A 4,623-nucleotide genomic window follows, 5' to 3' on the forward strand; every position below is an offset into this window, starting at 1 on the left:
CAACTACTGCAATAACTTTTATCGTAAAATATCTATAACTTTGATAATCTTGATCATTATAGAGAAAAATTTTACCATTAAAAATGATATTAAGATAAACTTCTTTGTTATAGGATATTATTTCAATAAGACCATTATTTGTTTGCACTCTTGCTAATACTTCACCATAAAATAATATTTTTCTGATATTTTTTGGCTCTGTAATTTCATTCATTTTATAATTTTTAGTTTGTTCTTCAAATTCTTTATCACTAATAATTCCACTAAAATACAATAATCTTGCATTAGCAATTAAAGAATATTTAGCATTAAGTTCATTGGTATAATTTTGCTGATCGTATTCTATCAGCCATAAAAAGGCTAAAATAACACTAACTCCAGCAAAAATAAAAATAAAAGTAATAACATAAAAAATTGATGATTTATTCATTGAGTTAATTTATATCCTATACCTCTTATAGAATGAATATACTTAGGTGTTTTTGGATCATCTCCCATTTTTTGACGAATGCGACTTATAATAACGTCTATGCTTTTATTACTTGAATCCTCACTAATAGAGCTACAATTATAAACAAGTTCTTCACGGCTTACCACACCACCTTCTTTTTTGATCAAGTAACTTAAAATGTCAAATTCAGCATTTGTAAGATTTAATTCTTGTCCTTTCATTGTAATAGCATGCTTATATTGATCATAAACAAGATCTTTGCTGGCACGAGAAAAGGTATTTTTAGCATTTGAAATACGTCTTAAATGACTTCTAATTCTTGCTTGAAGCTCCTTAGGATTATAAGGCTTTGGCAAATAATCATCTGCTCCAAGCTCTAAAGCATTAACTTTATCACTAATATCATGCCTAGCACTTGAGATAATAATAGGGATATCATATTTTTTACGAATTTCTTCACAAACTTCAAGCCCATCAAGTCCTGGTAAAGTAAGATCTAAAATGACAAGCTCATACTCTTTTAAAGCAAGCTTTGAGAGCCCTATATAAGGCTCATGAGCAATATCAACTTTCATTTCAGATTTTTCCAAATACTCAGCTATAATTTCAGCTAATTCTAAATCATCTTCTATCATAAGAATATGGGTCATAAATATTCCTTAAAAATTTAAATAATAAATTATACTATAAATTAAATTTATTATTTTATAACAAGCAATGTAACAAAACCGCTACGATAAACCCAAACTTTAATCCATTCTTTCTTTCCTATTTTTTTAAAAGCTTCGCTTAAATCTTTTAAATTTTTTATTTCAATTTGTTCAACTCCAACTATAATATCTCCTGTTCTAAATCCTGCATCTTTTGCTTTGCTTTTATTTTTAACCTCATCTACTAAAACACCATTAATATCACTTGGAATTTGAAGTTTTGCTTTTAAATTGGCATTAAGTTCTTTTAAATTTAAGCCATCAATAATATTAGTCTGATTTGTTTTAATCTCTTTATCACCTTTTAAAATAAAACTTACCTGTTTAACAACTCCATCTCTTTCATAGGTTATACTTATATTTTGATTAGGCTCTAAAGTTCCAATATAATTTTTAAGATCTGTTGGACTTTTAATAATTTTATCATTTACTTTTATAACTAGATCACCTCTTTTGAGTTTAGCATCATCTGCTGAGGATCCTTTTTGAATATCTGTAATTAAAGCTCCTTCTTGATTTTTGTAAGCTTTTTTAGTATCTCCTTGTAAAGCTGAAATAGTAACACCTAAAATTCCTCTTTCAACCTTACCATTTTGTATTAGTTTTTTTGAAATATCTTTAACCATATTAGAAGGGATAGCAAATCCTATACCATTGTTACCACCTCCTCTTGAGAGAATTGCTGAATTAATTCCCACAAGAAAACCTCTTGTATCCACTAAAGCTCCCCCTGAATTTCCTGGATTTATAGAAGCATCTGTTTGGATAAAATTTTCATATTGATTAAGACCAATATTATCTTTATTAAGAGCAGAAATGATACCACTTGTTACACTAAAACCTACACCAAAAGGATTTCCAAGAGCAAAAACTATATCACCTTCCATTAAATCATCAGAATTCGAAAAAGTTACAGCTTGAAGATTATTTGCTTCTATTTTTATTACAGCTAAATCTGTTTTCGGGTCTTTTCCTATAAGTTTAGCTTTATATTCTGCATCACTTCCTGGTAAATTTACCATAATATTATCTGCATCTTCTACGACATGATTATTTGTAACTATATATCCATCTTTAGAAATTATTACCCCAGATCCTAAAGAATTAACGACTTCTTTATCGCTTTTTCCTCTACGTTTTGGAAAATCAAAATCAAAAAATTGTTTAAAATAAGGATCATTAAAAAACTCTTCTAAAGGATTGGCTCTATCTGAATATTCTATTGTTTTAGAAGTTGAAATATTTACAACAGATTTTTTTACATCTTTAATAGCATCATGATAAGATAAAACTATATTAGAGCCATTAGCAGGATTTACACGATCTGGATTTGAGTTTGCCTCATTAAAAATAATATTTGCACTAAATAAGTAACTGGCCAAAGTAACGCATAAAAATATTTTTTTCATAATTATTTCCTTTCAATAGTAAAATTATTTTTTAATATAATTTGTATAAGTATAAATCTAAAAATTTACAAAATTGTAAATGAAAACTTGAGTATAAAAATTTATAAAACTTGATTGACTAAGACTAAAGTTTATGATATAATCTTAATAAAAAAGTTTATTTTATAGTTTTAAATATTAAGGAAAATTATGAATAGTTTATATGAAACTTTAGGCGTATCAAAAAATGCAAGTAGTGATGAAATAAAAAAAGCTTATCGTCGCTTAGCAAGAAAATACCATCCTGACATAAATAAAGAAAAAGGCGCTGAAGAAAAATTCAAAGAAATTAACGCCGCATATGAAATTCTAAGCGATGACAAAAAAAGAGCACAATATGATCAATATGGAGATAGTATATTTGGCGGACAAAGTTTTCAAGATTTTTCACGTAATAGCAGTGGATTTGATATTAATGATATAATTAATGACCTTTTTGCAAGAAGTCAAGGGGGTGGGTTTAAAGGATTTAACTCACAAGGATTTGGAAGTAATTTTAGTGGATTTGGAGATTTTGAAGAGGATTTAGATGCTAATACCAATATTGAAATTCCATTTGAAATTGGTATTTTAGGGGGTGAATATAGTTTTAACTACAATGGAGAAAATATTAAAATCAAAATTCCCCATGGAATAAAAGATGGAGAAAAATTAAGAGCTAAAGGAAAAGGTAGAAAAAAAGGTTTAAAAGTTGGAGATCTAATTATTAAAGTAAAAATTCAAAAAAGCCCTATTTATGAAAGAGATGACGATGATCTTACAAGAAAATTTGATATTAGCCTTAAAACAGCTTTATTTGGAGGGAAAGTTAGCATACAAACCCCAAAAAAAGAGGTGAATTTTAGTATTCCTCCTAATTCTAAAAATGGTCAAAAAATTCGTCTTAAGGGTTATGGAGTGCAAAATAGAAAAACAAAAATTTATGGAGATATGTATTTAATTTTAAATATTATTTTACCTAACACTGATGATTTAGATCAAAATTTACTTACACTTTTAAAAGAGAAATTAAAGGATTAACATGGAACACAACTATGATGAACCAGTCTATTTAATAAGCGTTGTTGCCAAAGTTCTTAGCATACACCCTCAAACTTTAAGACAATACGAAAGAGAAGGTTTGGTTGAGCCTAGCAGAACAGATGGAAAAATTAGACTTTATTCTCAAAGAGATATTGATCGTATCAAACTCATATTAAGACTCACAAGAGATATGGGCATTAATTTAGCAGGAGTTGATGTTATTTTAAAACTTAAAAATCAAATTCAAGAATTTGAAAGTTTAATCAACGAACTGCGTTTAGAATTAAGCAAAAAAGAAAATGGAGGTAAATCAAAAGCTGTTATAAAACACCAAAGTAGCTTTGATTTGATTTTCTATGAGAAAAAATAATGGAAAATTTTTTACAAATTTTTTTAATTGCTGCTTCTAGTGTCATTGTTTTAAATGTAATTTTCAAAAAATTTGAAATTCCTACAATAATAGCTTATATTGTTACTGGAATAATTATTAGCCAAATTTATCATTTTAATGGAAATCACGAATTAACTGATATTGCTGAATTTGGTATTGTTTTTTTAATGTTCACTATAGGGCTTGAATTTTCTTTTAAACATCTTCTAGCAATGAAACAAGAAGTATTTTTAAATGGTAGTTTGCAAATGCTTACTTGTGGGCTTATTTGTAGTTTTATAGTTATATTACTTTTAGGACTTAAAAATGAAACAGCAATGATTGCAGGCTTTACCCTTGCCCTTTCATCTACGGCTATTGTTTTAAAAATTTTAAATGATAATGCAGACATTAATGAAGCTTATGGAAAAAAAGCACTTGGAATTTTGCTTTTTCAAGATATAGCTGTAATTCCTCTACTTTTAATTGTTGAAATTTTTTCTTCACAAAATACCAATGTATCTCAATTAGTATTAACTATTTTTATTAGTGCTATCATTTTACTTGCCCTACTTTACTTAATAAGTAAATATTTAGTTGATAGAATTTTTCGTTTTGTTA

At 27.4% G+C, this 4,623-nt stretch carries 5 protein-coding genes and 1 pseudogene; 3 read left to right on the forward strand and 3 right to left on the reverse strand.

The genetic code is table 11. From position 1 onward, the window contains the following. The 3 genes and pseudogenes from JG677_RS07150 to htrA all read right to left on the reverse strand — a co-directional run. Positions 1-430, reverse strand: a pseudogene (locus JG677_RS07150) (ArsS family sensor histidine kinase); the annotation flags it as partial. Beyond that, on the reverse strand, positions 427-1,101 hold the full coding sequence (locus tag JG677_RS07155; RefSeq protein ID WP_200169368.1) for a response regulator transcription factor: 675 nt from the start codon (positions 1,099-1,101) through the stop codon (positions 427-429). The pseudogene JG677_RS07150 and the gene JG677_RS07155, both read right to left, overlap by 4 nt. Positions 1,102-1,151: 50 nt before the next feature. Next, positions 1,152-2,570 carry a serine protease HtrA gene (gene htrA / locus JG677_RS07160; protein ID WP_200169367.1) on the reverse strand — a complete coding sequence of 473 codons (1,419 nt, stop codon included), beginning with the start codon at positions 2,568-2,570 and terminating at the stop codon, positions 1,152-1,154. Between the two features lie 189 nt (positions 2,571-2,759). On the opposite strand from htrA, the gene JG677_RS07165 reads away from it, so the two are divergent. The 3 genes from JG677_RS07165 to JG677_RS07175 form a co-directional block, all read left to right on the forward strand. Beyond that, a complete protein-coding gene (locus JG677_RS07165) occupies positions 2,760-3,629 on the forward strand; it encodes a DnaJ C-terminal domain-containing protein (RefSeq protein ID WP_200169366.1) in 870 nt (289 codons plus the stop codon). 1 nt (position 3,630) lies between these two features. Then, positions 3,631-4,002 (forward strand): heat shock protein transcriptional repressor HspR, encoded by a 372-nt coding sequence (locus JG677_RS07170; RefSeq protein WP_200169365.1) that lies wholly within the window; start codon positions 3,631-3,633, stop codon positions 4,000-4,002. Then, positions 4,002-4,623, forward strand: a 622-nt coding sequence (locus JG677_RS07175; RefSeq protein WP_200285969.1) for a cation:proton antiporter domain-containing protein, incomplete at its 3' end; no start/stop codon positions are given. The genes JG677_RS07170 and JG677_RS07175, both read left to right, overlap by 1 nt.

Origin of the sequence: Campylobacter sp. TTU-622 (genome assembly GCF_016598965.1) — a bacterium.
GTDB lineage: Bacteria > Campylobacterota > Campylobacteria > Campylobacterales > Campylobacteraceae > Campylobacter_D.